The 26,830-nt window shown below is 69.1% G+C and carries 25 protein-coding genes and 1 pseudogene; 17 read left to right on the top strand and 9 right to left on the bottom strand.

The genetic code is table 11. The features are described 5' to 3' along the window. The first annotated feature begins 3 nt into the window (after positions 1-3). A complete protein-coding gene (locus ACXC9Q_RS25330) occupies positions 4-375 on the top strand; it encodes a VOC family protein (protein WP_457059144.1) in 372 nt (123 codons plus the stop codon). Here ACXC9Q_RS25330 and ACXC9Q_RS25325 read toward each other — a convergent pair. Together ACXC9Q_RS25325 and ACXC9Q_RS25320 are read right to left on the bottom strand one after the other, a co-directional pair. Beyond that, positions 366-1,133: an SDR family NAD(P)-dependent oxidoreductase gene (locus ACXC9Q_RS25325; protein ID WP_457059143.1), complete on the bottom strand. Its 768-nt coding sequence runs from the start codon at positions 1,131-1,133 to the stop codon at positions 366-368. The genes ACXC9Q_RS25330 and ACXC9Q_RS25325 overlap by 10 nt on opposite strands. A gap of 17 nt (positions 1,134-1,150) precedes the next feature. Then, on the bottom strand, positions 1,151-1,870 hold the full coding sequence (locus ACXC9Q_RS25320; RefSeq protein ID WP_457059142.1) for an SDR family oxidoreductase: 720 nt from the start codon (positions 1,868-1,870) through the stop codon (positions 1,151-1,153). Between ACXC9Q_RS25320 and ACXC9Q_RS25315 the strand changes: the two are divergent. The 3 genes and pseudogenes from ACXC9Q_RS25315 to ACXC9Q_RS25305 form a co-directional block, all read left to right on the top strand. Continuing rightward, positions 1,869-2,594 (top strand): annotated as a pseudogene (locus ACXC9Q_RS25315) (LysR family transcriptional regulator); the annotation flags it as partial. The gene ACXC9Q_RS25320 and the pseudogene ACXC9Q_RS25315 overlap by 2 nt on opposite strands. A gap of 136 nt (positions 2,595-2,730) precedes the next feature. Next, entirely contained in the window at positions 2,731-2,871 is a 141-nt protein-coding gene (locus ACXC9Q_RS25310; protein WP_457059191.1) for a hypothetical protein, read from the top strand. 40 nt (positions 2,872-2,911) lie between these two features. Then, a complete protein-coding gene (locus tag ACXC9Q_RS25305; RefSeq protein ID WP_457059141.1) occupies positions 2,912-4,015 on the top strand; it encodes a serine hydrolase domain-containing protein in 1,104 nt (367 codons plus the stop codon). A gap of 21 nt (positions 4,016-4,036) precedes the next feature. On the opposite strand, the gene ACXC9Q_RS25300 is transcribed toward ACXC9Q_RS25305, so the two are convergent. The 4 genes from ACXC9Q_RS25300 to ACXC9Q_RS25285 all read right to left on the bottom strand — a co-directional run bounded on the left by ACXC9Q_RS25300 (position 4,037) and on the right by ACXC9Q_RS25285 (position 7,874). Then, the gene (locus ACXC9Q_RS25300; RefSeq protein WP_457059140.1) at positions 4,037-4,618 is read right to left on the bottom strand and encodes a dihydrofolate reductase family protein; all 582 of its coding nucleotides are present in this window, start codon (positions 4,616-4,618) and stop codon (positions 4,037-4,039) included. Positions 4,619-4,715: 97 nt separating this feature from the next. Next, a complete protein-coding gene (gene recQ / locus ACXC9Q_RS25295) occupies positions 4,716-6,551 on the bottom strand; it encodes a DNA helicase RecQ (RefSeq protein WP_457059139.1) in 1,836 nt (611 codons plus the stop codon). 58 nt (positions 6,552-6,609) lie between these two features. Continuing rightward, entirely contained in the window at positions 6,610-7,038 is a 429-nt protein-coding gene (locus ACXC9Q_RS25290; protein WP_457059138.1) for a VOC family protein, read from the bottom strand. Continuing rightward, entirely contained in the window at positions 7,035-7,874 is an 840-nt protein-coding gene (locus ACXC9Q_RS25285; RefSeq protein WP_457059137.1) for a helix-turn-helix domain-containing protein, read from the bottom strand. Before ACXC9Q_RS25285 ends, ACXC9Q_RS25290 begins: the two co-directional genes overlap by 4 nt. Positions 7,875-7,997: 123 nt before the next feature. On the opposite strand from ACXC9Q_RS25285, the gene ilvD reads away from it, so the two are divergent. Further along, on the top strand, positions 7,998-9,848 hold the full coding sequence (gene ilvD, locus ACXC9Q_RS25280; protein WP_457059136.1) for a dihydroxy-acid dehydratase: 1,851 nt from the start codon (positions 7,998-8,000) through the stop codon (positions 9,846-9,848). Positions 9,849-9,986: 138 nt separating this feature from the next. Here the strand turns inward: ilvD and ACXC9Q_RS25275 are convergent, their stop codons facing one another. The 3 genes from ACXC9Q_RS25275 to ACXC9Q_RS25265 all read right to left on the bottom strand — a co-directional run bounded on the left by ACXC9Q_RS25275 (position 9,987) and on the right by ACXC9Q_RS25265 (position 11,266). Continuing rightward, positions 9,987-10,289, bottom strand: coding sequence for a type II toxin-antitoxin system PemK/MazF family toxin (locus ACXC9Q_RS25275; RefSeq protein ID WP_387667500.1), 303 nt, complete (start codon positions 10,287-10,289; stop codon positions 9,987-9,989). Next, complete coding sequence (locus tag ACXC9Q_RS25270) at positions 10,289-10,525, bottom strand: ribbon-helix-helix domain-containing protein (protein ID WP_329475872.1); 237 nt, start codon at positions 10,523-10,525, stop codon at positions 10,289-10,291. Before ACXC9Q_RS25270 ends, ACXC9Q_RS25275 begins: the two co-directional genes overlap by 1 nt. A gap of 69 nt (positions 10,526-10,594) precedes the next feature. Next, a complete protein-coding gene (locus ACXC9Q_RS25265) occupies positions 10,595-11,266 on the bottom strand; it encodes an LON peptidase substrate-binding domain-containing protein (RefSeq protein ID WP_329475873.1) in 672 nt (223 codons plus the stop codon). Between the two features lie 101 nt (positions 11,267-11,367). Here ACXC9Q_RS25265 and hisD point away from each other — a divergent pair, with 101 nt between their 5' ends. The 12 genes from hisD (at position 11,368) to zwf (ending at position 26,754) form a co-directional block, all read left to right on the top strand. Continuing rightward, entirely contained in the window at positions 11,368-12,705 is a 1,338-nt protein-coding gene (hisD, locus tag ACXC9Q_RS25260) for a histidinol dehydrogenase (RefSeq protein ID WP_457059135.1), read from the top strand. Continuing rightward, positions 12,705-13,823, top strand: a complete 1,119-nt coding sequence (locus ACXC9Q_RS25255) for a histidinol-phosphate transaminase (RefSeq protein WP_457059134.1) — start codon at positions 12,705-12,707, stop codon at positions 13,821-13,823. Before hisD ends, ACXC9Q_RS25255 begins: the two co-directional genes overlap by 1 nt. After that, positions 13,820-14,419: an imidazoleglycerol-phosphate dehydratase HisB gene (gene hisB / locus ACXC9Q_RS25250; RefSeq protein ID WP_457059133.1), complete on the top strand. Its 600-nt coding sequence runs from the start codon at positions 13,820-13,822 to the stop codon at positions 14,417-14,419. The genes ACXC9Q_RS25255 and hisB overlap by 4 nt, the downstream gene beginning before the upstream one ends. Further along, entirely contained in the window at positions 14,416-15,057 is a 642-nt protein-coding gene (gene hisH, locus ACXC9Q_RS25245; protein WP_457059132.1) for an imidazole glycerol phosphate synthase subunit HisH, read from the top strand. The genes hisB and hisH overlap by 4 nt, the downstream gene beginning before the upstream one ends. 119 nt (positions 15,058-15,176) lie before the next feature. After that, positions 15,177-16,568: a glutamate decarboxylase gene (locus ACXC9Q_RS25240; protein WP_457059131.1), complete on the top strand. Its 1,392-nt coding sequence runs from the start codon at positions 15,177-15,179 to the stop codon at positions 16,566-16,568. 17 nt (positions 16,569-16,585) lie between these two features. Next, positions 16,586-17,878 carry a DUF2254 domain-containing protein gene (locus ACXC9Q_RS25235; RefSeq protein WP_457059130.1) on the top strand — a complete coding sequence of 431 codons (1,293 nt, stop codon included), beginning with the start codon at positions 16,586-16,588 and terminating at the stop codon, positions 17,876-17,878. Continuing rightward, positions 17,865-19,526, top strand: a complete 1,662-nt coding sequence (gene cydD, locus ACXC9Q_RS25230) for a thiol reductant ABC exporter subunit CydD (RefSeq protein ID WP_457059129.1) — start codon at positions 17,865-17,867, stop codon at positions 19,524-19,526. Before ACXC9Q_RS25235 ends, cydD begins: the two co-directional genes overlap by 14 nt. Next, on the top strand, positions 19,523-21,235 hold the full coding sequence (gene cydC / locus ACXC9Q_RS25225) for a thiol reductant ABC exporter subunit CydC (RefSeq protein ID WP_457059128.1): 1,713 nt from the start codon (positions 19,523-19,525) through the stop codon (positions 21,233-21,235). The genes cydD and cydC overlap by 4 nt, the downstream gene beginning before the upstream one ends. A 72-nt stretch (positions 21,236-21,307) precedes the next feature. Further along, positions 21,308-22,705, top strand: coding sequence for a cytochrome ubiquinol oxidase subunit I (locus tag ACXC9Q_RS25220; RefSeq protein ID WP_457059127.1), 1,398 nt, complete (start codon positions 21,308-21,310; stop codon positions 22,703-22,705). Positions 22,706-22,725: 20 nt separating this feature from the next. Next, entirely contained in the window at positions 22,726-23,709 is a 984-nt protein-coding gene (gene cydB / locus ACXC9Q_RS25215; RefSeq protein ID WP_457059126.1) for a cytochrome d ubiquinol oxidase subunit II, read from the top strand. A gap of 56 nt (positions 23,710-23,765) precedes the next feature. Next, positions 23,766-25,343 (top strand): GMC oxidoreductase, encoded by a 1,578-nt coding sequence (locus tag ACXC9Q_RS25210; protein WP_457059125.1) that lies wholly within the window; start codon positions 23,766-23,768, stop codon positions 25,341-25,343. A 34-nt stretch (positions 25,344-25,377) separates the two neighbouring features. After that, the gene (zwf, locus tag ACXC9Q_RS25205) at positions 25,378-26,754 is read left to right on the top strand and encodes a glucose-6-phosphate dehydrogenase (RefSeq protein ID WP_457059124.1); all 1,377 of its coding nucleotides are present in this window, start codon (positions 25,378-25,380) and stop codon (positions 26,752-26,754) included. Positions 26,755-26,830 lie beyond the last annotated feature (76 nt).

The following is a 26,830-nucleotide window of genomic DNA, read 5'->3' as shown; positions in this document are numbered from 1 at the left end:
ACGATGAACCACTTCACGGGCATTCGGACCGTCGGCGTACCGGTCACCGATCAGGATCGGGCGGTCACGTTCTACACCGAGACGCTGGGATTCGAGCTGTTGATGGACGCACCGCTGCCGCAGTTCGGCGGCCGGTGGATCGTGGTCGCGCCGGCCGGTGCGACCACGAGCATCGCCCTGGTGCCGGCCTCGGAGCAGAATCCGGCCGGCGTCGACACCGGCATCCGGCTGTCGAGCCCGGACGCGCCGGCGGCGCACAAGCACTTCCTCGCCGAAGGGATCGAGACCGGCGAACTGCTCGAATGGCCGGATGTTCCGCCGATGTTCAGCCTCCGCGACCAGGACGGGAACAGGCTCTACGTGTCTCAGGAATGACCCGGCATCGTGATCCCCGTCAGCGAGGCGCAGGCGTCCAGGAAGGCCGCCTGCACCTCGGGGTCCGATGCGGCCGGGTGCGTCCGGTGGGGCTGCAAGTGGTAGTAGTACCCGCCGCTCGCTGTGCTCGGCGCGGTGGCCAGCCAGACCTGCGTCAAGTGACCTTGGCTCAAGTCACCGGGCGCACCCCGGCCACCCATCTTGGTCGGGACCCAGCCCGGATCCACAGCATTCGATCGGACCTCGGGCCACAACCGGGCTACCGCGAAGGCCAGGATCACGTCGTACAGCTTCGAGTCCGAGTACGCCTGCGCCCCACGCCATCGCCGCCGGGTCCACTGCAGATCATCGAGTACGACGTCGCCGCCCTCGTGCATGCCGGAGCTCAGATAGACCAGCCGGTCCGGCCGATCGATCAGGGCGGTCAGCACGTACGGCGCCAACGCGTTGACCGCGAACACGTGCTCGAGCCCGTCGGCCGTCTCGATCCGAGGTTCCTGGTAGCCGACGGCCGCGTTGTGGATCACCACGTCGAACCGCCCCGACTCGTTCGCCTGCCTGGCCAGCTCGCGCGTCTCCGCGATACTCGCGAGATCGCCGATCAGCACGCCCGAGGCCTTGGGCAGTGCGGCGGTGGCGTCGGCGGCCCGGGCCTGGTTGCGGGCGTGGAGTACGACGTCATGCCCTTGATCGATGAGCTCGGCGGCGGCCAGGTGCCCCAGGCCGTCGGCGGATCCGGTGACGAGAATGCGTGCCATGTCTTCAGTCTGCCGTGTCAGACGAGGACGTGGCCGCCGTCGACCGTGAGGATCGTGCCCGTCGCGTAGCCCTGGTTCATCAGGTAGACGTAGGCCTCGGCGATGTCGGTGACCTCGCCGACCCGGCCGACCGGCAGCAGCCGCGACGTCTCGTCGTACAGCGTCTGCTGGTCCTCGACGGACAGGTTCGACCACAGTGGCGAGCGGACCACGCCGGGCTTGACCGCGTTGACGCGCAGCGGTGCCAGCTCCACGGCGAGTGCGCGGACGAGGGAGTCGACCGCCCCACAGATGCTGGCCGCCACCGACCAGCCCGGGTTCGGACGGTCGCCTGCGGCACCGCTCGTCAGTACGACGGAACCACCCGGGCGGATCTTCGACGCGGCGGCGCTGACCGCACCGAGGGCGCCGAAGTAGCGGAGCTCGAACGCCTTGCGAGCCTGGGCCAGGTCCATCGATGCGATGTCGAGGAGAGTGAGCGACTCACCCGCGGTGTAGACGAGGTGGTCGAACGCGTCGAGGCCATCGAAGAAGGCCTTGACCGCCACGGGGTCCGTGAGGTCGACGGCCTGGCCGGCTGCGGTCGTGGGGAGGGCGTCCAGCGCGCGCTTCACGGAATCGTGGTTGCTGGAGGCAACGATCACGGTCGCACCCTGGGCGGCGGCGAGGCCGGCGGTCGCGAGGCCGATCCCCGACGTACCGCCGAGGAGGACGACGCGCTGATCCTGCAAAGTCATGGAACTGCCTTTCGTGGTGGGGGATTCCCTTCCACGATGGGGGTCCCGAGCGGCGGCCGTCCAAGACCTGTTCCGGCCGCTGTCATACCCTGAAGGTATTATGGACGTCGACCTCCGCAAGCTCAGGTACTTCGTCGCTGTCGCCGAGGAACTGCATTTCGGCCGGGCGGCGGAGCGGTTGCACATCGCCCAGCCGGTGCTGTCCCGGCAGATCCGCGCGCTCGAGGACGAGCTCAAGGTGCAGCTGTTCGTCCGCACCAAGCGATCCACCGAGCTGACTCCCGCCGGTCGTCAGTTGCTCGACGATGCCCGGCCCCTGCTCGCCTCGGCAGAGGCCGTGCGCCGGCGGGTGGCTCAGGCGGCGCGGGGAGCGAAGACGTTCACCGTCGGCTTCATGCCCGGCATCACCGTGACACAGGTCGTTCGGGCCTTCGCCGCCACGCATCCCGACGTCGAGGTCGAGGTGCTCCGGACGACCTGGGACGACCAGGTGGACGTCCTGCACGATGGCCGCGCCGACGTCAGCATCGTGCGCCTGCCGATCGACCAGCAGGGGCTGAGCATCCGCCCGTTGTTCGAGGAGCCCCGGGTCGCGATGCTGCCGTCGAACCACCGCCTGGCCGGCAAGCCGATGATCGAGATCACCGACCTCGCCGACGAACACCTCCTGCAGGACCCCGACGCCGTACCGGAATGGCGCGACATCGCACTCGAGCTCCGCCTCGGCCGCCCCAAGCCGGTCCCCACCTACCGCAGCGTCGAAGAGAAACTCGAACACGTCGCGGGCCGGCCGCGGCGTCTCGATCATCCCGTTATCTGTAGCGACCTACTACCAGCGTCCCGACGTCGCCGTCGTACCCGTGAACGACCTCACCACCAACAAGGTCTCCGTGGCCTGGATAGCCACCCGCCGCTCCCGCCTCCTCCACGACTTCGCGGATATCGCGGCCGCGGTCGAGTGGGCGCCATCCGGCCCGAGCAGTGGCATCATCGAAGAATGAGGTGGAGCGCAACCGCCCTCCTGGTGATTGCGCTGGTGGGATGTTCTGGTGGGGGAGAGAACCCAACAGCCGCGCCGACCACGCCTGCCACGACGCAGGGCTTCCCGGCGCCGGCGACCACACCGCTCGACCCGGCGAAGGCCGGGTATTGCAGGACGTGCTCGACCAGGTCGTCGCGTCGCCGGACAGCCGGACAGGATCGAAGGGTGCTACCGCCGCGGCCGAGCCCGATCACTGGACGTGGTCGGGCTCGGCCGGGAAGGACGCGCACGGTACGGCGTTGAGGCCGGAGACGAGTATGGCGGTCGCGAGCATCACGAAGACGTTCGTCGCGGCGGAGGTGATGCTGCTCGACAAGGCCGGCAAGGTCGAACTGGACAAGCCGATCTCGACGTACGTGCAGAACAAGCTGACGGCGAACAACGCGACCGTCCGGCAGCATCTGTCCATGACGTCCGGCGTGCCGGACTACCTGAACGAGGACTACCGCGAACTGGACAAGGCGGTCGCAGCGGCGCCGGGTAAGCATTGGACGCTCGGGCAGGTGCTGTCGTACCACACTGGGACTATCGGAGCGCCGGGCAGTGCCTCCGGGTACAGCAATCCCAGCTATGAGCTGCTGGGCCTGCTGATCGAGAAGGTGGCCGGCCGGCCGCTGGCCGTCGTGCTCCGTCGCGACCTGGCCACGCCGGCCGGGCTGACGCACGCCGCCTTCCAGGACGGGGAGAAGCCGCAGCCTCCGGCGGCGATCGACGACAACGAGTCCTGCGGTGACCCCGACGGCTACCAGCCGTGCCGCGCGTTCGCGAGCGCGGTGGCAGCGGCGGGTGGACTGGCCGCCGACGCACCGACGGTCGCACGCTGGGGATACCAGTTGTACGGCGCTCGCGTGCTACCGGCCGACCTGGTCAGCGAGATGACCAAGGGCCACGGGGAGTACGGGCTGGGCACGATGCTGTTCCCGGACGAGATCGACCTCGGTCCGGCGTACGGTCACTTCGGTGACAACCCTGACCACACCAGCGTGCTGGTCGTGGTCCCGGCGAAGAAGGTCGCGGCTGCCATGATCTTTGCCGACGGCGGCAGAGATATCGGCAAGGCGATGACCGAACTGACGAAGGCCCTCCAGCCCCTGGTCAACTGAACGGGGCCGGAGGGGTCGTGCTCAGCGGCGGATCCGGTAGCGGAGGTGGGTGGCTGCCGGGGTGTCGATCACTCGTGCGACCTCCAGCTCGATCTGGGCCGGCAGTACGTCGAACAAGCGCATGCCATGGCCGAACAGGACCGGGACCTGGTCGATCTGGAGCTCGTCCAGTACGCCGGCCTCCAAGGCCTTCTGCGCCGTGTACGCGCCGTGGACCAGGACGTCCTTGTCGCCGGCCGCGGTCTTCGCCTGCGCCATCGCGCTCTCGATGCCGTCGGTCACGAACTTCACCGTCGGGTACTTCTCCGCCGCGGCCGGCGCCGGCTGGTGACTGAGCACGAAGATCGGCACGCCGTGGTGATCACCGCCGTAGTAGTCGACCTGCTCCGCGGTCCGCCGCCCGACCAGCACCGCGCCGGTCGCATGGAGTTCGTCCCAGATGACTTCGGCCGGCCCTTGCGGGCGGCCGAAGTCGCCGTCCGCGGTCTTGTACCACTCGTGCAACCGCATGAAGCCGTCGCCGCCCGGATTCCCCGGGGCGTCGTTCGGGCCCGCGACGTATCCGTCGACGGACATCGACATCAACAACACCGATGCAGCCATCAGCCTGCTCCTTCACTCCGTGAAGCACGGCCTGCCCGCGCTTCCTACCCTCGCGTCGAAGGCGCCGGAGCAGACTCGACATCACCCGCGCCGGATTTCACTCCGGCTCGGCGAGTGCCTCCAGGACGCCCTCGCCGTACTTGGCCAGCTTGTTCTCGCCGATGCCGCTGATGGTGCCGAGCTCGGCCAACGTGCCGGGGAGGTCGGTGGCGATCTGCCGCAGCGTCGCGTCGTGGAAGATCACGTACGCCGGAACGCCCTGCTCCTTGGCGACACCGGCACGCCACGCCCGCAACCGCTCGAAGACCGGTGCGGCCTCGGGAGCCAGGTCGGCCGCGGCCTTCTTCGCACCGGAAGACCTCGACTTCGACCGCGTTCGCTCGGGCTCGCGTCGCATCATCACCTCGCGGCGCCGGCCGAGAACCTCGCCGCTCTCCTCGGTGAGCACAAGCGTGCCGTAGTCGCCTTCCACCGTGAGCAGTCGCAGCGCCAGCAGTTGCCGGATCACGCCGCGCCACTCGGTGTCCTTGAGCTCGGTCCCGATCCCGAACACGGACAGCTGATCGTGCCGGAACTGCTTGACCTTCTCCGTCTCCTTGCCGAGCAGGATGTCGATCAGCTGACCGGCGCCGAACTTCTGGCCGCGCTCGTGCTGCAGCCGATACACCGTCGACAGCAACTTCTGCGCCGCGATCGTCCCGTCCCACGACTCCGGCGGCGTCAGGCAGGTGTCGCAGTTCCCACACGTGTCGCCGTGCTGACCGAAGTACGCGAGCAGTTGCGACCGGCGGCACTGCACGGTCTCGCACAACGCGAGCATCGCGTCGAGGTGTGCGCTGAGCCGGCGACGATGCGCGAGATCACCTTCGGACGTGTCGATCATCTTCCGCTGCTGGACGACGTCCTGCAGGCCATAGGCAAGCCACGCCGTCGACGGCAGCCCGTCCCGCCCGGCGCGGCCGGTCTCCTGGTAGTAGCCCTCGACCGACTTCGGCAGGTCGAGATGCGCGACGAACCGTACGTCGGGCTTGTCGATCCCCATCCCGAACGCGATCGTCGCGACCACCACCAAGCCGTCCTCGCGGAGGAACCGGGCCTGGTTGGCCGCGCGGGTCCGGCTGTCCAGTCCGGCGTGGTACGGCAGGGCTTCGATCCCGTTCTGCGTGAGGAAAGCCGCGGTCTTCTCGACGCTGTTGCGGGACAGGCAGTAGACGATGCCCGCGTCACCGGCGTGCTCGGTTTGCAGCAGGTCGAGCAGTTGCCGCTGCGGGTTGTCCTTCGCGACGATCCGGTACTGGATGTTCGGCCGGTCGAAGCTCGCGACGAAGTGCTTCGCGTCACCCAGCTTCAGTCGGGTCGCGATCTCCTGGTGCGTCGCCTCGGTCGCCGTCGCGGTCAGCGCGATCCGCGGTACGTCGGGCCAGCGCTCGTGCAACTCGGACAGCATCAGGTAGTCGGGCCGGAAGTCGTGGCCCCACTGCGAGACACAGTGCGCCTCGTCGATCGCGAACAGTGCGATCTTGCCCTGGTCGAGCAGCCGAACCGTCGCCTCGACCCGGAGCCGCTCGGGAGCGAGGTAGAGCAGGTCCAGCTCGCCGGCCAGGAACGCCTGCTCGACCTCGCGCCGCTGCTCGAAGTCCTGCGTGGAGTTCAGGAATCCGGCCCGTACGCCGAGCGCCGTCAGCGCGTCGACCTGGTCCTGCATCAACGCGATCAGTGGCGAGATCACCACTCCGACACCGGATCGAACCAGCGCCGGGATCTGGTAGCACAGTGACTTCCCGCCGCCGGTCGGCATCAGGACCAGCGCGTCGCCGCCGGCGACGACCGTGTCGATGATCTCGGCCTGCTCACCGCGGAAGGCGTCGTACCCGAAGACCCGGCGCAGCACATCGACAGCTTCGGAAACGGGCAGCCCGGTTGTCTCGGTCACGCCGCGAGTCTAGTGAGAACGCCCCGGCGATGCTGGGCGCGGAAGCGAAACCTGTGGATTACTGCGCGACTTCGCCGCGATACGTCCCGACGCTCCACAGATTGCCCTCGTGGTCCTTGACGGTGAAGCCGCGCGAGCCGTAATCCTCGTCCTTCAGCCCACGGACGACGACCGCGCCGGCGCCGATCACGCGGCCGATCAGGCTGTCCGGGTCGTCGTGGACGAGATAGATCGACTGCGTCCGGTCGGCCAGCGCGGTGAACTCGTCCGGCTCGGACTTGGCGTCCGCTGAACCCATCATGATGCCGCCACCGAACGGCCAGGTCAGCTCGGAGTGCGCGATCGATCCTTCGGCCACGCCGGGGTACGACGCGGCCAGGGTGAAGCCGAGGCCCTCGGTGAGGAACTTCAGCGCGGCCTGACCGTCTCGGTAATGGAGCCCAGGCCAGACTCCGATCACTGCTTTCTGCTCAGTCATGCTGTTCATGCCTCCGACTCTGCGGCCCAGGCCGGGACGAAGTCTTGAACGTTTGGGAGTTCCTCGGCCATCCACTGCCGCGGTGAGCAGCCGGCGATCGCCCGGAACTCCCGGGTCAGATGCGCCTGGTCGGCGTACCCGAAATGGGCGGACAGGTCGGCGAGCCGGGTGTCCGGCCGCCGCCGCAACCGGCCGACCGTGCGCTCGAACCGCAGCACCCGCGCGGCCACCTTCGGCGCCAGCCCGAACTCCGCGGTGAACCGATCCGTCAAGTGCCGCCGGCTCCATCCGACCTCGGCCGCCAGCTCCTGTACGGCGATCGCGCCGCCACGCTCGCACAGTCGCTGCCAGGCCCAGCCGAGCTCCGGGCGCACCTTGGGGGCGTCGCCGGCCCATCGCTCGAGGAACAGTCCCTCGAGCAGATCGAAGCGCGCATTCCAGCTCGGCGCCTCCCGCAGTTGGTCGATGAGCACGCGAGCCGGCCGGCCGAGTACGTCGTCGAGCCCGACCACTGTGGACGCGAGCTCGACCGGCGGCAGGCCGAGCAGGACACGGGCGGCGGCCGGGGTGAGTGACAGCTGCACACCGGACCGGCTGGGTGTCGCACCGACGTGGACAGCGGTCGAGTGCAGACCTCCGACGAGCGCATCGAATTTCTCGACGGGTGAGCCGGGCCAGGCCACGCCGAGTGGCTCGTCCAGGGTGATCACGAGCGTCAGGTGCCGCGACGGGAGTCCGCGATGGAGGGTCGGCGGATCACCGCCGTACGCATAGCCGCTGAGATCGCCGACGTACGGGCGCAGGGCCGGGTGCACCGGTCGCGTGTGGTGCTCCAAGCCCGCCATGTCCTCAGGCTAGATGCGGCCACGGACAGAATCACCTGCTCCACAATCCGGGACCCGCGTACCGCCATCCGGACGGGCGTGGCAACATCAGACAAGTCGTCCACGTAGCAAGGAGATGTCGTCGTGCCCGCTCTGAGGTCCCGTACTGTCACCCACGGCCGCAACATGGCAGGCGCCCGCGCGCTCATGCAGGCCTCCGGGGTAGCCCGCGAGGACTTCGGCAAGCCGATCATCGCGGTGGCGAACAGCTTCACCGAGTTCGTCCCCGGCCACACCCACCTCGCGCCGGTCGGCCGGATCGTGTCCGAGGCGATCCACGCGGCCGGCGGGATCGCGCGCGAGTTCAACACGATCGCGGTCGACGACGGGATCGCGATGGGTCACGGCGGCATGCTCTACAGCCTGCCGTCGCGGGATCTGATCGCCGACTCGGTCGAGTACATGGTCGAGGCGCACTGCGCCGACGCGCTGGTGTGCATCTCGAACTGCGACAAGATCACCCCGGGCATGCTGAACGCCGCACTCCGGCTGAACATCCCGACCGTGTTCGTCTCCGGCGGCCCGATGGAAGCCGGCCGGGCCACGCTCGTCGACGGTACGGTCCGCAAGCTCGACCTGATCGACGCGATGTCCGAGGCGGTCAACGAGAACGTCTCCGATGCCGACATCCTGCGGATCGAGGAGAACGCCTGCCCGACCTGCGGGTCGTGCTCGGGCATGTTCACCGCGAACTCGATGAACTGCCTGACCGAGGCGATCGGCCTGTCGCTGCCTGGCAACGGCTCGGTGCTGGCCACCCACACCGCGCGCAAGGCGCTGTACGAGAAGGCCGGCGAGACCGTCGTACAGATCACCAAGCGGTACTACGACAACGACGACGCGACGGTGCTGCCGCGCAACATCGCCTCCCGCGAGGCGTTCGGGAACGCGATGGCGCTGGACATCGCGATGGGCGGGTCGACGAACACGATCCTGCACCTGCTCGCGGCCGCGCAGGAGGCGGAGGTCGAGTTCGACCTGGACGACATCAACGCGGTGTCGCGCCGGGTGCCGTGCCTGGCGAAGGTCGCGCCGAACGTCGCCCCGGGCGGGACGTACTACATGGAGGACGTGCACCGGGCCGGCGGCATCCCGGCGATCCTCGGTGAACTGCACCGGGCCGGACTGCTGAACGAGAACATCCACACCGTCCACAGCGACTCGATCGATGAGTGGCTGAAGACGTGGGACCTGCGCGGCGGCTCGCCGTCGCCGGAGGCCGTCGAACTGTGGCACGCGGCGCCGGGCTGCAAGCGGTCGGCGACCGCGTTCTCGCAGTCGGAGCGGTGGGAGACGCTGGACACGGACGCGGCTGGTGGCTGCATCCGCGATCTGGAGCACGCGTACTCCAAGGACGGCGGGCTCGCCGTACTGAAGGGCAATCTGGCCGTTGACGGCTGCGTGGTGAAGACGGCCGGCGTGGACGAGTCGATCTGGACCTTCCAGGGTCCTGCGGTGGTGTGCGAGTCGCAGGAGGAAGCCGTCGAGAAGATCCTGGCCAAGCAGGTCCAGCCGGGTGACGTCGTGGTGATCCGGTACGAGGGACCGAAGGGCGGGCCGGGCATGCAGGAGATGCTCTACCCGACGTCGTTCCTGAAGGGCCGCGGCCTGGGCAAGGTGTGCGCACTGGTCACCGACGGCCGCTTCTCCGGCGGTACGTCGGGCCTCTCGATCGGTCACGCCTCACCCGAGGCCGCGTCCGGCGGCACGATCGCAGTCGTCCAGGACGGCGACCAGATCAGGATCGATATCCCGGGCCGCTCCATCGAGCTGCTGGTGGACGAGGCCGAGCTGACCGCGCGCCGCGAGGCGCTCGGCGGTGTCTACGCACCCAAGTCCCGCGACCGCAAGGTCTCCCAGGCCCTCCGCGCGTACGCCGCCATGGCCACCAGCGCCGACAAGGGCGCAGTCCGCGACGTCAGCAAGCTGGGCTGACGCCGCGGCACTCCCCGCGAACCCTCCACCTCGGTGGTTATCCACCCAGTCAGGGGGTTGCCCCCTCAGATTCCGAGGGGGCAACCCCCTAACTGAGGGGGCAACCTTCCAGCCTTCGGGGGTCCGCCGGGCCGACGGTCAGAGCTCGAGGTCGAAGGCGAGGTTGATGGCCTCGGCGAGGGCTGGTTCCTGGTCGGGGTGGAGGTAGCCGATCAGGCGGCCGAGCTGGGACTTCGGGATGGTCTGGATGTTGTCGCAGGAGATGGCGCTCGGGTGATCGAGGCCGTTGTCCGGGCCGACCAGGACCTCGGTGGACAGGCCGCGGATGGTGCTGGTGATCGGGGCGACCGTTACGTTGGTGAGGCGTGGGCGGATCAGCTCCCGGGTCAGAACCACGACCGGCCTCGGCTTGTCGAGCCGGGCGATGTGGAGCGGACGCATCAGTCGAGGTCAGTGAGCACAGTGCCGGCGGCCGCAGGGGCGAGGCCCTCGAGATCCGGGTAGTCGCCGTGCTCGGTCAGGATGGCGAGGTCGCGGGCGGCGAGCTCCCGCCGGCGCTCGCGCTCCATCGCCCGGGCGACCACGGACGCCCGGCTCGTCGCCTTGTCGGTGGCCACGAGTTGGTCCATGAAGTCGACCAGCTCATCCGGCAACCGCACAGTGATCTGCTTGCTCATACCAACACCATACCGCTCTGGGATTCACTTCGGTAGCGCCGTCTGCCGACCGGGCGATGGTGGCGAGCGTCAGTTCGGGGACATCGTCGACCAGTTGATGAGGTCGGTCGCGGGCAGCGAGGGGAGGGCCGCGATCGCGGCGAGCTCGCTGTCGAGGAGGCCGACCAGCTGGACCAGGCGGGACGTGGTGTCGGTGGCTTCGAGGAGTTTCTGGCGGTCGGGGGTGAGTAGCGTCATCGCAGCCGACATCAGGAACGACAGCGTGCTCGGGTCGTCGGGCAGCTCGCCGATGTGCAGGCCGGGCCGGCTGATCTCGGTGACGGCCTCGGCGTACCGGCGGAAGCGGGCCATGGCGATCGTCGCCGTACCCAGCGGATCGTCGCCGAGGTCCTCGTCCAGCCACTCGACGTCGGCGACCAGATAGTCACCGCCGCCGTCCAGCTCGGCCACCTTGAACCGCCGGTTGCCTGTCAGCGTGATCTCGACCGGGCCGTCGTCGTCCGGGTCCAGGCTGATCTCCGAGATCGTCGCCGCACAGCCGGTCCCGTACAACGACCGGAACACCCGCTCGCCCAGCTCGTACCCGTCCCTGACGGCGAGGGCGCCGCAGACCAGTTCGCCACCGTTCTCGACCAGGTCGCGGACCACCGCGCGGCCCTGGACGTCGGTCACCGGAATGGGGAGCACCAGCCCGGGGAAGATCACCGTCTCGACAGTGAGCAGCGGTAGGCGGGAGTCCATACCAACGAGCCTAGGCCATGCCGCGTCATGATCACGCCTCGTGACTGCCACCTTGTGGATACGGCGCAAACTCAGCAGGTCGTCACCACTAGACTGAGGCCATGATTCGCCGCGTCGACCTGCGGGGCCGAGTGGCGGCCGGAGAGGTGTCCGACCTCCAAGCCGAAGTGAACGCCCTCGTCCCCCGAGCCGTGTTCGACGTCGAGAAGGCTCTCGACGTCGTCCGACCGATCTGCCTGGACGTCCGCCATCGTGGACTCGAGGCGATCAGGGAGTACGGCGAGCGGTTCGACCATGTCCGGGTCGAGGACATCCGGGTCCCGGCCGACGCGCTGAAGACGGCGCTGGAGGAGCTCGACCCCGAGGTGCGATCGGCCTTCGAGGAGTCGATCCGCCGGGTCCGCGAGGTCAGCCAGGACGAGCTCATCCCCGACATCGCCTCCGAGCCCGCGCCCGGCGGCCGGGTGACCCAGCGCTTCGTCCCGGTGCAGCGCGTCGGGCTGTACGTCCCGGGCGGTCGCGCGCCCCTCGCCTCCAGCGTGGTGATGAACGTCGTCCCGGCACAGGTCGCCGGTGTGCCGTCCCTCGCGGTCGCATCGCCCCCACAGAAGGAGTACGGCGGTCTGCCGCACCCGACTGTGTTGGCGGTGTGTGCCTTGCTCGGGATCGAGGAGGCGTACGCGATGGGTGGCGCGCAGGCGATCGCCGGATTCGCGTACGGCTTCGGTGCTGGTGTCACGGGGTGCCGGAAGGTCAACCTGATCACCGGCCCCGGCAACATCTACGTGGTCGCGGCCAAGCGGTTCCTGCTCGGTGAGGTCGGCATCGACTCCGAGGCGGGCCCGACCGAGATCGCGATCCTCGCCGACGACACCGCCGACGCCCAGCACGTCGCCGCCGACCTGATCAGCCAGGCCGAGCACGACCCGATGGCCGCCAGCGTGCTGGTCACGCCGTCAGAAGCTCTGGCGGCCGCAGTCGAGGCTGAGTTGCCGCAGCAAGTGGCGCACACCAAGCACCAGGACCGCGTCACCGAAGCGTTGACAGGTCAGCAGTCGGCCGTCGTACTGGTCGACGACCTGGAGCAGGGCACGGCCGTCGTCGACGCGTACGCCGCCGAGCACCTGGAGATCCAGACCGCGGACGCCGAGGAGCGGGCCGGCCTGATCACCAACGCCGGCGCGATCTTCGTCGGCGGCTGGTCGCCGGTCTCCCTCGGCGACTACTGCGCCGGCTCCAACCACGTCCTCCCGACAGCCGGGTGCGCCTGCCACTCGTCCGGCCTGTCGGTCCGCAGCTTCCTGAAGGCGGTGCACGTCATCAACTACTCGCGCGACGCGCTCCAGGAGGTCGCCGGCCACGTGGTCGCGCTGGCCCACGCCGAGGACCTGCCCGCCCACGGCGCCGCGGTGTCGGTGCGCTTCCCCGGGGCGAACTGATGGGCCGCTTCGACGGGCTGCCGATCCGCGACGAGCTGAAGAGCTTCGAGCCGTACGGCGCCCCGCAACTCGACGTCCCGATCCTGCTCAACGTCAACGAGAACCCGTACCCGCCGAGCGAGGAGACCGTGGCCGACATCGCCGCGGCGGTCACCGTGGCCGCCCGCGGCGTGAACCGCTACCCGGACCGTGAGTTCCTCGACCTCCGCGCGGATCTCGCGGCCTACCTGGGCCGTGAGTCCGGTGCGCAGTTGACCGCCGAGCAGGTGTGGGCGGCCAACGGGTCCAACGAGGTCATGCTGCACATCCTGCAGGCCTTCGGCGGCCCCGGGCGGACGGCGCTCTCCTTCGCGCCGACGTACTCGATGTACCCGGAGTACGCCCGGGACACGAACACTGCCTGGGTCACCGGCCGCCGGGCCGAGGACTTCACGCTCGACCAGAGCAAGGCGCTGGCCGCGATCTCCCGGCACCACCCGTCCGTCGTCCTGCTCGCCTCGCCGAACAACCCGACCGGTACGGCGCTGCCGATCGACGTGGTCGAGGCGATCGCCGCCCGGACCGCCGCGATGGGATCCGTCCTGGTGGTCGACGAGGCGTACGCCGAGTTCCGCCGGACCGGGACTCCGAGTGCGGTGACACTGTTGCCGTCGTACCCGAATCTCGCGGTGGCGCGGACGATGTCGAAGGCGTTCGCGCTGGCCGGCGGCCGGGTCGGATACCTTGCCGCGAGCAAGCAGTTGGTGGACGCGCTGCGGATCGTCCGGCTGCCGTACCACCTGTCCGCGGTGACGCAGGCGGTCGCGCGGGCGGCGCTGCGGCACTCCGACGAGCTGCTCGGCCGGGTCGAGCAGTTGCGGGTCGAGCGGGACGAGACGGTCGACTGGCTGCGGTCACTGGGCCTGCGCGCGGTCGACTCGGACGCGAACTTCGTGCTGTTCGGCACGTTCGCCGATCGGCACGCGGTCTGGCAGTCGCTGCTGGACGACGGCGTACTGATCCGCGAGACCGGGCCGGACGGCTGGCTGCGGGTCTCGATCGGCACCAGCGCGGAGATGGCCGCGTTCCGCGCTTCGCTGGAGCGCGTCCTGAAGACAGACATGGGAAGGTTGACATGACCCGGACAGCGCGGATCGATCGGGAGACCAGCGAGTCGAAGGTCCTGGTCGAGCTGAACATCGACGGCGAGGGCCGCGCCGACATCTCCACCGGCGTCGGGTTCTACGACCACATGCTCAACGCGCTGGCCAAGCACGCGCTGCTCGACCTGCACGTGAACACGGTCGGAGATCTCGAGATCGACGCGCACCACACCGTCGAGGACACTGCGATCGGCATCGGCCAGGCGCTTCGCGAGGCGCTGGGTGACAAGCGCGGGATCCGCCGGTTCGGCGACGCGACCGTGCCGCTGGACGAGGCGCTCGTGCACTGCACGGTCGACCTGTCCGGGCGCCCGTACTGCGTGCACACCGGCGAGCCGGATGGCCAGGCGTACGCGATCATCGGCGGCGACTACGCCGGCTCACTGACCCAGCACGTGTTCGAGACACTCGCGTTCAACGCCGCGATCTGTATCCACATCCGGGTGCTGTCCGGCCGCGACCCGCATCACATCGTCGAGGCCCAGTTCAAGGCCTTCGCCCGGGCGCTGCGGGCGGCCGCCGAGCTGGATCCGCGGCAGCCGGGGATCCCCTCGACCAAGGGCGCTCTGTGACCAAGAAGGTCGTGCTGCTCGACTACGGATCGGGCAACATCCGGTCGGGGGAGCGCGCGCTGCAACGCGTCGGCGCGGACGTCACGGTCACATCCGACTACGACGAGGCGCTGAACGCCGACGGTCTGCTGGTCCCCGGCGTCGGCGCCTTCGATGCCTGCATGACAGGCCTCAAGGCGGTCCGTGGTGACGTGATCGTCGACCGGCGGCTGAGCGGTGGCCGCCCGGTGCTCGGCATCTGCGTCGGCATGCAGATCCTGTTCGCCCGCGGCATCGAGCACGGCGTCGAGACCGAGGGCTGCGACCAGTGGCCGGGAGTGGTCGAACGGTTGCAGCCCGCGAACGGCGAGCCGGTCCCGCACATGGGCTGGAACACGGTCGATGTCCCTGCCGCGACGTCGTTGTTCCAGGGGATCGAGAAGGAGCGGTTCTACTTCGTCCACTCCTACGGTGTCCGCGCGTGGGAGCTCCACGACACGCGGGCCTCGGTGACACCGGCCGTCACCTGGACGTCGTACGCCGGTGACCGGTTCGTCGCGGCGGTCGAGAACGGTCCGCTCAGTGCGACCCAGTTCCACCCCGAGAAGTCCGGCGACGCCGGCGCCGAACTCCTGGCCAACTGGGTCCGCGCACTCTGACCGCCGCGCGGACGGACGACGTCTGCCTCATGCGGAGCGGGTGACGACGTCCCGGGCGCCCGGGTGTGGGATGGATCGCGGCGGCAACTCGTGTCGCCGCGACCGAGGGGTGATCGGCGATGACCGGGATCAGCAGCACGACGAAAACCGCGACCGGCGACATGGCCGTCATGCCACGGTTCACGAGGGACACCGTGCTGACGGTTCCCAAGGACCGAATGCCGGATGACGAGATGCTGCCGCAATCGGCGTACCAGCTCGTCCGGGACGAGGTGATGCTGGACGGCAACGCCCGGTTCAACCTGGCTACGTTCGTGACCACGTGGATGAACGACGAGGCGGACCGGCTGTACGCCGAGACGGTCGACAAGAACATGGTCGACAAGGACGAGTATCCGCAGACGGCGGACATCGAGGCCCGGTGCGTACGCATGCTCGCCGACCTGTGGAACGCGCCGGACACGGCCGACGCGATCGGGACGTCGACGACGGGCAGTTCCGAGGGCTGCATGCTGGGCGGCCTCGCACTCAAGCGGCGCTGGCAGCACGCGCGTCGCGCCGCGGGCAAGCCCTTCGACCGGCCCAACCTCGTGATGGGCCAGAACGTGCAGGTCGTGTGGGAGAAGTTCGCCGAGTACTGGGATGTCGAGCCGAGGTACGTGCCGCTGGAGGGCGACGACCTCTATCTGACCGCCGACCGGGCCCTGCAGTTCGTCGACGAGAACACCATCGGTGTGGTCGCCATCCTCGGTTCGACGATGGAAGGCAGTTACGAACCGGTCGAGCAGATCTGCGCGGCGCTGGACGAACTGGAGGAGCGGACCGGACTGAACGTGCCGGTGCATGTCGACGCCGCGTCCGGTGGCTTCGTCGCTCCCTTCATCCAGCCCGACCTGGTGTGGGACTTCCGGTTGCCGCGAGTCGCGTCGATCCAGGCGTCAGGTCACAAGTACGGGCTCGTCTATCCGGGCGTCGGCTGGGTGCTGTGGCGGCACACCGAGAACCTGCCCGAGGAGCTCGTCTTCAAGGTGAACTACCTGGGCGGGAACATGCCGACGTTCGCGCTGAACTTCTCCCGGCCCGGCGCCCAGGTGCTGCTGCAGTACTTCCAGTTCGTGCGACTCGGCCGGGACGGTTACCGGCGGATCCAGCAGACGTGCCAGGACGTCGCCGTACACCTCAGTGACGCGATCAAGGCGATGCCCGAGTTCGAGCTGGTCTCGGACGGACGGGACCTGCCGGTGTTCGCGTTCCGGGTGGCCGACGCCATCACGAAGTACACGGCGTACGACGTCTCGCGGAAGCTGCGCGAACGGGGCTGGCTGGTGCCGGCGTACTCGATGCCGCCGAACCGGGAGGATCTGGTCGTCCTGCGGGTGGTCGTGCGGAACGGGTTCAGTCACGACATGGCCGACCTGTTCCTGCGGGACGTGCGGATCGCGGTCGACTGGCTCGACGGGCTGGAAACCCCGATGCCGCAGGAGGAGGAGCCGGCTGGGTTCCATCACTGACCGGACAGCGACCGGTGATGTCCTTGGCGGGAGCGTTCCGGGCGCGCCAGTTCGTTCGGCAGAGCCTCTGGGTGGTTCCGCTGCTCGGCGGAGTGGCCGGCGTGGTGCTGTCCGGGGTCGACCTGTGGGTCGAGGGCCTGATCGACCTGCCACCTTCGTGGTCGTACTCCGAGGCCACCGCGAACAGCGTGCTGTCGGCCGCTGCGGCCGCGATGGTCGGGCTGATCGGGTTCGTGGTCACGATCGGCGTGCTCGTCGTGCAGATGGCGACGGGCACGCTGTCGCCGCGCTTCATGCGGCTGTGGTACCGGGACCGGCTGCAGAAGTTCGTCCTGGCGGCCTTCACCGCCACGTTCACCTTTGCCTTCGCGTTGTTGCGCCATGTGGAGGCCGACTCCGTGCCTGATCTGGGCGTCAGCCTGGTCGGGCTGGCCGTCAGTATCGACCTGGTCCTCTTGCTGCTGTACTTCGACCGGTTCGTGCATGCCTTGCGGCCGGTCGCGGTCGCGGCGGCGATGGCCCAGGCCGGTCTGGCGATCGAGGCCGAGGAGGACGGCCTCGTCGCATCCGCCGGGAGCGGTGACCAAGGGTCCGGACGTGGTGAGCCGGACGCCCGGATCCTGGCGCCCCGCTCGGGCGCCATCCAGGACGTCGACATCGCGGACCTCGTCCGGTACGGGGCGGCTCGCGGCCAGGTCTGCGTCATACCGCACACGATCGGTGACTTCGTCACCGCGGGGACTGTGCTGATGGAGGTTCACGGGGCGGCGAGCGAGACCGATCTGCGGCGATTGCGCGGGATGGTCTCGCTGGGCCGTGAGCGCACGATCGACCAGGACCCGGCCTTCGCACTGCGCATCATGGTCGACATCGCCATCCGGGCGCTGTCGCCGGCGGTCAACGATCCCACCACGGCGACCCAGGTGCTCAACCACATCGACGATCTGTTGCTCGGGATCGGCTCCTCCGACCGGGCCTTCCGCGGAACCGCGCTCGACGCCGGCGGGCAGGTCCGCCTGGTCGTCCGGACCCGAAGCTGGTCGGAGTACCTCGACATCGGCGTGACCGAGATCCGCCAGTACGGCGCTGCCTCGCCGCAGATCTGCCGCCGATTGCGGGCCATGCTCGAGGATCTGCGAGACGGGGTCCCGCTCGCACGCCGGGCGGTCGTGCAGTCTCAACTCGACGCGCTGGACCGGGCGACCGACGCCGCGTTCGCCGACCCGGCCGAGCGGGCCCTAGCTCGGATGAGCGACCGGCAGGGCCTTGGCGCCACCCGGTCCGGTGAGACCTCCGATGCCCGCGGTTGATCGGAGGCTGATCGCGCGGACGCGGGCCGTCCGGGCGTTGTTGCTGTGGTCTGCCGCGCTCGGGATCGCGACCGCGGCCCTGGTCGTCGCGCAAGCCTGGCTGCTGGCCGAGCTGCTCTCCGCCTCGTTCCAGGACGGCGCGAGCGTTCACGAGTTGCGCGGGCCGCTGCTCGTCCTGCTCGGCGTCGTCATCGGCCGCGCCGTGCTCGCCTGGTGGGCCGAGCTGATGGCGCACCGGTCCGGCACCAAGGCCAAGGCGGAGCTGCGGATGACCCTGCTGCGGCACGTTGTCGCCCTCGGCCCGGCGTGGCTCACCCGGCACCGCACCGCCGAGCTCGAGTCCCTCGGCACCCGCGGTCTCGATGCTCTCGACGGCTACTTCACCCGCTACCTGCCGCAGTTGGTGCTGGCGGTCGTCATTCCTACTGCCGTCATCACCGCGGCCGTGACCCAGGACATCGTGACGGCGGCGATCATCGCCGCGACGGTTCCGCTGATCCCGCTGCTGATGGCCGTCGTCGGGGCCGGCGCCCGGACCCACGCGGCCAAGCGCCTCGTCACCCTGCAGCGTCTGGGCGGCCACTTTCTCGACAGCGTCGCCGGACTGACGACGCTCAAGGTGTTCGGGCGGGCGCGCGCCCAGGCAGACCTGGTCCGCCGCACGACGGACGACTTCCGCGTGGAGACGGTGGGCACGTTGCGCGTGGCCTTCCTGTCGTCTCTGGTGCTGGAGCTGCTCGCGTCGCTGTCGGTGGCAGTGGTCGCGGTTGCGGTCGGCATCAGGCTCGTCAGCGGCGGCCTGGACCTGTCCACCGGTCTGTTCGTGCTCATCCTCGCTCCCGAGGCCTACCTCCCGCTGCGCACCCTGGGGGCGAGCTTTCACGCCAGTGCGGATGGGGTGGCCACCGCGGACCAGGTGTTCTCCGTGCTGGACAGCCCACTTCCGGAGGTCCGTTCGGGTGCCGGAGTCCCGGGTTGCCCGTCGGTGGAACTGCGCGTGGATCAGGTTTGCGTGAGCTATCCGGACCGGGCCGAACCTGCCCTCGATCGGGTCAGTCTGTCCGTCGGGGCGGGGGAAGTGGTGGCTTTGACCGGGCCGAGCGGCTGCGGCAAGTCGACCATGATCAACGTTCTCCTGGGCTTCGTCGCCGTGGACTCCGGCCGAGTGACGGTCTGCGGGGAGGACCTCGGTGGGCTCGATCTCGACGTCTGGCGCCGGAACGTGGCATGGGTCCCGCAACGGCCCTACCTGCTGGCCGCGAGTCTGGCCGACAACATCAGGCTCGGCCGGCCGGACGCGTCCGAGGAAGACCTCCTGCGAGCGGTCCACGATGCGGGGCTTGCCGAGGTGGTCCGCCGGCTGCCGCACGGACTCGCGACACCGCTCGGCGAGCGGGGCGCCGGTCTGTCCGCAGGTCAGCGGCAGCGCGTCGCTCTGGCCCGGGCGTTCTTGATGGATGCACCGGTACTCCTGCTGGACGAGCCAACGGCCACCCTGGACGGAGAGACCGAGGCGTCGGTCCTCGATGCCGTCGACCGGCTGACCGCCGGCCGTACTGCACTGATCGCCGCACACCGGCCGGCTCTGGTCGCTTTGGCGGACCGGGAGATCCAGCTGGAACGGTCGGCCCCGGTGGGACACCGATGATTTCCGGAGTGACCACCCGGCTGGCCGCGGCCACCCTCCTCGGCGCGGGTGGTGCCGCCGCCGGCCTCGGCTTGTCGGCGACCGCCGGCTGGCTGGTGGCGCGCGCCTCCGAGCAGCCCAACATGGCCGCCCTGGGGCTCGCCGTAGTCGGAGTGCGGTTCTTCGGGATCAGTCGCGCGCTGCTGCGGTACGCCGAGCGCCTGGTCGGGCACGATGCGGCGTTCCGGGCTCTGGCCGACGTAAGGATGCGGGTCTACCACAGGCTCGAGCGCCTCGCTCCGGCCGGCCTGCCGGCCTTCCGGAGCGGCGACCTGCTGGCTCGTTTCGTCGACGACGTCGACTCTCTGCAGGACCAGATGCTGCGCGTGGTCCCGCCGTACGTCGTCTTCGCCGCCGCAACCGGGTTGACGGCCGGACTGGTCGGGTCCCTGGTGCCGGTCGCGGGCATCCTGGTCGTGGCCGCCGCGCTGCTCTGCGCGACGGTCGTTCCCCTCGTGGCCCGGCACCTGGTCCGGCGGTCCGAGGCGCGCCGGGCGGAGACCCGCGGTGAATTGTCGACCGCCGTGGTCGACTTGGTCCAGGGAGCGCCCGATCTCATCGCGTACGGCGCCGCGAACGCGCAGCTGCGCCGGGCCGGTCGCGCCGATGCCGAGCTGACCAGGGTGGCCGGCGCGGCGGCCCGAACCGCAGGCACCGGCTCGGGACTCACGACGATGCTCGCGGGCTTATGTGTCTGGGCCGTGGTCGTAGCCGGGATCGTCGCCGTGGACGACGGCAGGCTCCGCGGTGTCCTGCTCACCGTCGTCGTTCTGATGTCCCTGACCGCCTTCGAGTTGGTCACCGGACTGCCGCAGGCCTTCGCGATCCACGAGCGGGTACGGCGTTCGCGGGACCGGGTCGACGTGCTCCTGGCGGCCGATGATCCGGTCCGCGAACCCAGTGCACCGGCGCCGATGCCGGCCGCGCCGTACTCGATTCGGCTGCGCGACGTGCGCGCTCGCTACGGGTCCGGACCGCTTGCGCTCGACGGGATCGACCTGGACCTTGCTCCCGGGGAGATCGTCGCGGTGGTCGGACCCAGCGGGGCCGGGAAGTCCACGCTGGCCGCCGTCCTGCTGCGGTTCCTCGATCTCGAGTCCGGTTCGGCCACCCTGAACGGGATCTGCGTCGCCGACCTGGACCCCGACGCCGTCCGGCGGGTCGTCGGGGAGGCCGGCCAGGACGCACACGTCTTCGACCGCACGATCGGCGACAACCTCCGGCTGGCGCGACCGGACGCCACCGAGGCCGAGCTGCGGGAAGTCCTGGAAGCCGTCGGTCTCCTGGACTGGGTGGACGCCCTGCCCAGAGCCCTGGAGACCGAGGTCGGTGAGCACGGCGCCCGGCTCTCCGGCGGCCAGCGACAGCGGCTCGTCGTCGCGCGCGCCCTGCTGGCGGACTTCCCGGTGCTCATCCTCGACGAGCCGACCGAGCACCTCGACACAGCGGCGGCTGACGCGCTGACCGCCACTCTGCTGGCCCCGGCCGCCGAACGCAGCACGTTGCTGATCACTCACCGGCTGTGCGGCCTGCAGGCTGCCAACCGGATCTTGATGCTGGACGCCGGCCGAGTGCTGGAAACGGGCACGCACGCGGATCTCGTCGCGGCCGGCGGGGCGTACGCGCGGCTGTGGGCCGAGGAGCAGGCGCATCTCATCCGGTCGGAATGATGCGCGGACCGTGACTCCGGGGCGAGCCTGCGAGGAGACGACGAACGCTTCCGACGAGGGCGAAGGCCTGCGATGGACCCGACCGATCTGGCACGTATCCAATTCGCCACCACCACCATCTACCACTTCGTCTTCGTCCCGGTGACGATCGGGTTGGCGTTCCTGGTGGCCGTCCTGCACACCAAGTGGTACCGATCGGGCAAGGAGGACCACAAGCGGCTGACCCGGTTCTTCGGGACGTTGCTGCTGATCAACATCGCGGTCGGGGTCGTCACCGGGCTGGTGCAGGAGTTCCAGTTCGGCATGAACTGGTCGGCGTACTCACGGTTCGTCGGCGACGTGTTCGGTGCACCACTGGCGATGGAGGGACTGGCGGCGTTCTTCCTGGAGTCGACGTTCCTGGGGTTGTGGGTCTTCGGCTGGAACGTGCTGCCCCGGCGGGTCCATCTCGCCACGATCTGGCTGGTCGCGGTCGGGGCGTCGCTCTCGGCCGCGTTCATCATGGCCGCGAACTCGTGGATGCAGCACCCGGTGGGCTATACCACCAACGCCGAGACCGGGCGACCGCAGCTCAGCTCGATCGGCGACCTGTTCACGAACCCCGTGTTCGTGTGGGGCTACATTCACGTAATCCTGGCCTCGCTGGTGACGGGAGCCGTGCTGATGCTGGCAGTGTCCGCGTGGCAACTCAGGCGCCGCGAGCACAGCGGACTCTTCCGCGGCTCGGCCAAACTCGCGATCGTCGTCCTGCTCCCGGTCTCGATCCTGGCGCTGGTGGTCGGCAGCCACCTGGGTGTGATCGAGGCGAAATACCAGCCCATGAAGATCTCGGCCGCCGAGGCACAGTGGGAGACCTGCCAGCCCTGCTCGTTCTCCTTGTTCCAGATCGGCGGCGGCAGGAACGACGAGACCCCGACCCAGTTGATCGAAGTTCCCCATCTGCTGTCCTTGCTCGCCACCGGCACCTGGAACGGCGAGGTGGAAGGTCTCAACGAACTGCAGGCGGCCGACGTTCAGCAGTACGGCGCCGGCAACTACGTGCCGAACGTGTTCATCCAGTACTGGTCGATGCGGGTGATGGCCTACCTCGGGAGCCTGATCACGCTGCTCGCCCTCTGGGGCGCCTGGCTGCTGTACCGCAAGAAACTCACGGCGTCGCGGGTCTTCCTCGCCGTGGCGACCTGGGCGGTGCTGGCGCCGTTCCTGATGAACACGGCCGGCTGGATGCTGACCGAGAACGGGCGCCAGCCGTGGCTCGTCCAGGGGCTGATGAAGACCGCCGACGGTGTGTCCACCTCGGTCAGCACGACCGAGCTGGCGATCAGCATCGCAGTCCTGGTCGTCGTCTACGTGCTGCTCGGGATCGCCTACCTGTTCCTGATGCTGCGCTACGCGCGGCGCGGCCTCGAACTCGAGCCTGCCGAGGAAGAGCCCGGCCGCGATCCCCGTACGCCGGCGATCACTTACTAGCGAGCGTCCGGGAGGCGGCTGTGGGACTGCCCGAGTTGTGGTTCGTGATCATCGCGATCCTGTGGACCGGCTTCTTCGTCCTGGAGGGCTTCGACTTCGGTGTCGGGATGTTGCACCGGGTTCTCGGCCGGACCGGACGCGAGCGCCGGGTGGCGATCAACACGATCGGCCCGTTCTGGGACGGCAACGAGGTCTGGCTGGTCGTCGGCGGTGCGGCGATCTTCGCCGCCTTCCCCGACTGGTACGCCACCTGGTTCTCGGCGAGCTACCTCGCGGTCGTGCTGCTGCTGGCGGCGCTGATCGCCCGTGGCGTGTCCTTCGAGTTCCGCGGCAAGGTCGACAGGCCCGGTTGGCGCCGGCTGTGGAGCGGCACTCTGACGATCGGCAGCCTGGTTGCGCCGCTCGTGCTCGGGATCGCGCTCGGCGATCTGGTGGCGGGTCTGCCGATCGACGCGAACGGCGAGTTCACCGGCACGTTCTGGGATCTCTTCACGCCGTTCGGCCTGTGGACAGGGCTGACGATGGTGGTGCTCTGTCTCCTGAACGGGGCGACGTTCCTCGGTATCAGGACCACTGGTGAACTGCGCGAACGCGCGCACCGCGCCGCCCGATGGATCGGCTGGGCAGGACTCGTGGTGGTCACGGCCTTCGCTGTCTGGATCCTGATCGTCGCAGACCATGGCTGGGGACCGGTCGTGGTCCTGGTGGTCGCCCCGGCGGCACTGGTCGTCTCCATCTGGGCCGTGCACCAGGAACGCGACGGGCTCGCTTTCCTGCTGTCGGCGGCGGCGACGGTCTGTTCCGTGGCGGGACTGTTCGCCGCCCTCTACCCCCAGGTTCTGGTGTCCAGCACTGATCCTGCGAACAGCCTCACCGTGCACAACGCGGCGTCGGGCAACTATGCGCTCACGGTGATGACGGTGGTCGCCGCGGTGTTCCTCCCGCTGGTGCTGCTCTACCAGGCCTGGTCGTACTTCGTCTTCCGTCACCGCTTGAGCACCTAGGTCAGTCATCCGACCGGGATGAGGCATCCGGCCCGTACTCGTCGAAGGCTGGAGACATGGCGGACGGTCAGCACTACGACGTGATCATCATCGGCACCGGAGCGGGAGGCGGCACACTGGCCCATCGGCTGGCGCCGTCCGGGAAGCGGATCCTGCTCCTCGAACGCGGGGACTACCTGCCGCGAGAACGCGAGAACTGGGACTCCACGGCGGTATTCGTCCAAGGCCGGTACCGTGCACCGGAGTTCTGGTACGACGAGCACGGCCACGAGTTCCCGCCGGAGACCAACTACTACGTGGGCGGCAACACCAAGTTCTACGGCGCCGCCCTGTTCCGGCTGCGGCCGCAGGACTTCGGCGAACTGCGGCACCACGGCGGCGTCTCGCCGGCCTGGCCGCTGCGGTACGAGGATCTGGAGCCGTACTACACCGAGGCCGAGCATCTCTATCGGGTTCACGGCCGCCACGGCGAGGACCCCACCGAAGGTGCGGCCAGTGCGCCGTACCGGTTCGCGCCGGTCGAGCACGAGCCGCGCATCCAGCAGTTGAGTGACGACCTGGAGAAGCAGGGGCTGCATCCGTTCCATCTGCCGATCGGCGTCGATCTGATCCAGGACGAGCACGGCCGGGCGACCCGGGACAGCGCCTGCATCCGGTGCGACAAGGTGGACGGGTTCCCGTGTGTGCTGCAGGCGAAGTCGGATGCGCAGGTGATCTGCGTCGACCCGGCGCTGAAGCACGAGAACGTCTCGATGGTGACGAACGCCCACGTGGTGCGGCTGGAGACCGACCCGACCGGACGAACCGTCTCGCAGGTCGTGACCGAGGTCGACGGGTCGACCGTCCAGTTCAGCGCGGACCTCGTGGTCGTCGCCTGCGGCGCGGTCAATTCCGCCGTACTGCTGCTGAAGTCGGCGAACGACCGCCATCCGCGGGGCCTCGCGAACAGCTCGGACGTCGTCGGCCGCCACTACCTGCGGCACAACAATCTCGCCTTGATGGCGGTGTCGAAGGAGCCGAACCCGACCCTGTTCCAGAAGACCCTCGCGATGAACGACTGGTACCTCGGTGCCGACGACTGGGACTATCCACTCGGTGGGATCCAGATGCTGGGCAAGTCCGACGCCGAACAGGTCCGCAGTGGCGCGCCGCGCTGGGCCGGCAAGGTCTCACCGAACATGCCGTTCGAGACGATCGCCCACCATGCGGTCGACTTCTGGTTGTGTGGTGAGGATCTGCCACTGCCAGACAACCGGGTCACCGTGCGCGAGGACGGGTCGATCCAGCTCGCTCTTGACGAGAAGAACAACATCGAGGGCGTCAACCGGCTCAAGCACAAGTTGGAGGGCATGCTCGGCCAGCTCGGGATGCACGAGCACCGGCTGCTCGACCACAGCATCTACCTGCACAAGGGGATGCCCATCGGCGCCACCGCGCACCAGGCGGGCACAGTGCGGTTCGGCGACGACCCACAGAGTTCGGCCCTCGACGTGAACTGCAAGGCGCACGACGTCGACAACCTCTACGTCGTCGATACCAGCTTCTTCCCGAGCATCGGTGCCGTGAACCCTTCGCTGACCGCGATCGCGAACGCGCTGCGGGTCGGCGACCACATCCTCGACCGGCTCGGCTGAGCCCAGCCGACCCGGAGTGACTAGGAGAACCACCATGCCAACCGCCGACATGGACGCACTGGTCATCTTCGGCGCGACCGGTGATCTCGCGAAGCTGGAGACCTTTCCCGCCCTGGTCGGGCTGGTCGATCGGGGCGTGCTCGACGTACCGATCGTCGGGGTGGCCAAGAGCGGCTGGGGACTCGACCAGTTCCGCGCGTACGCGACGGCGTCGTTGCGGGCCAACGGGATCGACCCCGACACCCCTGCGGCAGCCGGCATGCTCCGCCTCCTGCGCTACATCGACGGCGACCTCGACGACGCCGCGACGTACGCCGCGATGGCCGACGAGATCGGTGCCGGGAAGCGAGCCCTGTTCTACCTCGAGGTGCCGCCGCCGCTGTTCGGCCGGATCGCCGAGGGCATCGCCGGTGCGGGCAAGGCCGACGGGGCCCGGGTGATGGTCGAGAAGCCGTTCGGCACCGATCTCGCCAGCGCCCAGGAGCTCAACGCGACCATGAACAAGGTCTTCCCCGAGGACGCCATCTACCGGGTGGACCACTGGCTCGGCCTGGACCCGCTGGAGAACGTGCTGTTCGCGCGTTTCGCCAACTCGGTGGTCGAACCGCTGCTCGACCGCGACCACGTGGCGAGCATCCAGATCACCATGGCGGAGAACTTCGACGTATCCGACCGCGGCAGTTTCTACGACCGCACCGGGGCGATCCGCGATGTTCTGCAGAACCACATGCTGCAGGTGCTCGCGTGCGTGACGGCCGATCCGCCGGGCCAGTTCGACGACGCGACCTGGCGGGCGCAGAAGTCCGCGGTGATCAAGTCACTACGACCGCTCACCGCCGACGACACGGTGTGCGGGCAGTACGACGGTTACCTGGACGTCGCCGGTGTCGATCCCACGTCGCGGACCGAGACGTACGTCGCGATCCGGCTCGCTCTCGACACCTGGCGCTGGGCCGGCGTACCGATCGCGATTCGGGCCGGGAAATGCCTGCCGGTCACCGCGACCGAGGTGATGATCCGCTTCCACCGTCCACCGCAGGACATCTTCGGGCTCGGGGATTCCGGCGCCGCGAACGAGATGCGGTTCCGGATCTGGCCGGAGAGCGAGGTCGGGCTCATCCTGTGCGGCAAGAAGCCCGGCGCCGGCTGGACTGCGCAGCCCGAGCACCTCACCTTCGCCGAAGTGCCAGGATCCGACCAGCGACCGTACGACCGGCTGATCGGGGCGGCGCTCCTCGGCCAGCAGTCGCTCTTCGCCGCGCAGGACACGGTCGAGGCCGCCTGGCGAGTGGTCGAGCCCGTGCTCGGGGACGTGGTGCCTGTCGTCCCGTACGCCAAGGGCAGCTGGGGACCGAAGGAGGCCGACGCCTTGCTGCCGCCGGGGGCGATCTGGCATGACCCGGCCGGATGATCAAGGGGCCGGTCGATGAGTGCGAGACCCGGCGCGAACGCGCCTTCACGATGCAGCAGGTTGCGCCCGGTGGCGT

The sequence above is a fragment of the Kribbella sp. CWNU-51 genome (assembly GCF_054073265.1).
Note: the sequence above shows the minus strand (reverse complement) of the source record. Positions and strands in the feature narration are given on the sequence as shown.

Bases quoted from the DNA above. Each gene is read 5' to 3' on its own strand.
- ACXC9Q_RS25235 (WP_457059130.1), top strand. From the start codon at position 16,586: ATGTCCTTGGCGGGAGCGTTCCGGGCGCGCCAGTTCGTTCGGCAGAGC.
- ACXC9Q_RS25285 (WP_457059137.1), bottom strand. From the start codon at position 7,874: ATGGCGGGCTTGGAGCACCACACGCGACCGGTGCACCCGGCCCTGCGC.
- ACXC9Q_RS25255 (WP_457059134.1), top strand. From the start codon at position 12,705: ATGGGCCGCTTCGACGGGCTGCCGATCCGCGACGAGCTGAAGAGCTTC.
- ACXC9Q_RS25330 (WP_457059144.1), top strand. From the start codon at position 4: ATGAACCACTTCACGGGCATTCGGACCGTCGGCGTACCGGTCACCGAT.
- ACXC9Q_RS25265 (WP_329475873.1), bottom strand. From the start codon at position 11,266: ATGGACTCCCGCCTACCGCTGCTCACTGTCGAGACGGTGATCTTCCCC.
- ACXC9Q_RS25220 (WP_457059127.1), top strand. From the start codon at position 21,308: ATGGACCCGACCGATCTGGCACGTATCCAATTCGCCACCACCACCATC.
- hisB (WP_457059133.1), top strand. From the start codon at position 13,820: ATGACCCGGACAGCGCGGATCGATCGGGAGACCAGCGAGTCGAAGGTC.
- cydD (WP_457059129.1), top strand. From the start codon at position 17,865: ATGCCCGCGGTTGATCGGAGGCTGATCGCGCGGACGCGGGCCGTCCGG.
- ACXC9Q_RS25325 (WP_457059143.1), bottom strand. From the start codon at position 1,133: ATGGCACGCATTCTCGTCACCGGATCCGCCGACGGCCTGGGGCACCTG.
- ACXC9Q_RS25240 (WP_457059131.1), top strand. From the start codon at position 15,177: ATGACCGGGATCAGCAGCACGACGAAAACCGCGACCGGCGACATGGCC.
- zwf (WP_457059124.1), top strand. From the start codon at position 25,378: ATGCCAACCGCCGACATGGACGCACTGGTCATCTTCGGCGCGACCGGT.
- ACXC9Q_RS25290 (WP_457059138.1), bottom strand. From the start codon at position 7,038: ATGAACAGCATGACTGAGCAGAAAGCAGTGATCGGAGTCTGGCCTGGG.
- ACXC9Q_RS25275 (WP_387667500.1), bottom strand. From the start codon at position 10,289: ATGCGTCCGCTCCACATCGCCCGGCTCGACAAGCCGAGGCCGGTCGTG.
- ACXC9Q_RS25300 (WP_457059140.1), bottom strand. From the start codon at position 4,618: ATGGCTGCATCGGTGTTGTTGATGTCGATGTCCGTCGACGGATACGTC.
- ACXC9Q_RS25305 (WP_457059141.1), top strand. From the start codon at position 2,912: ATGTTCTGGTGGGGGAGAGAACCCAACAGCCGCGCCGACCACGCCTGC.
- hisD (WP_457059135.1), top strand. From the start codon at position 11,368: ATGATTCGCCGCGTCGACCTGCGGGGCCGAGTGGCGGCCGGAGAGGTG.
- cydC (WP_457059128.1), top strand. From the start codon at position 19,523: ATGATTTCCGGAGTGACCACCCGGCTGGCCGCGGCCACCCTCCTCGGC.
- ACXC9Q_RS25210 (WP_457059125.1), top strand. From the start codon at position 23,766: ATGGCGGACGGTCAGCACTACGACGTGATCATCATCGGCACCGGAGCG.
- ACXC9Q_RS25270 (WP_329475872.1), bottom strand. From the start codon at position 10,525: ATGAGCAAGCAGATCACTGTGCGGTTGCCGGATGAGCTGGTCGACTTC.
- ACXC9Q_RS25320 (WP_457059142.1), bottom strand. From the start codon at position 1,870: ATGACTTTGCAGGATCAGCGCGTCGTCCTCCTCGGCGGTACGTCGGGG.